The sequence below is a fragment of the Citrobacter sp. TBCS-14 genome, assembly GCF_005280805.1.
GTDB classification, from domain to species: Bacteria; Pseudomonadota; Gammaproteobacteria; order Enterobacterales; family Enterobacteriaceae; genus Citrobacter; species Citrobacter gillenii.
This window is the reverse complement of record NZ_SZWM01001349.1, coordinates 269-555: the sequence shown is the minus strand read 5'-3', so window position 1 is coordinate 555 and position 287 is coordinate 269. Positions and strand designations below refer to the sequence as shown.

General features: G+C 54.0%; 1 pseudogene. It reads left to right on the top strand.

What is annotated here, in order from left to right:
• Positions 1-287, top strand: a pseudogene (locus FDX22_RS32420) (guanosine-5'-triphosphate,3'-diphosphate pyrophosphatase); the annotation flags it as partial.

The window sequence follows — 287 nt, the reverse complement described above, 5'->3', positions numbered from 1 at the left end:
CTGTCGATCAGGATATTCGCAGCCGTACGCTGCGTAATATTCAGCGTCGCTTTATGGTCGACACCGATCAGGCGAACCGCGTCGCACAGTTGGCTGTACATTTATTCGATCAGGTGAAAGATGAGTGGCATCTTGAGGCCATTAGCCGTGAACTGCTGCAAAGTGCCTGTCAGCTGCATGAAATAGGGCTGAGCGTGGAATATAAGCAGGCACCGCTGCATGCCGCCTGGCTGGTGCGTAATCTCGATCTTCCGGGCTTCACTCCCGCGCAGAAAAAGCTGTTAGCC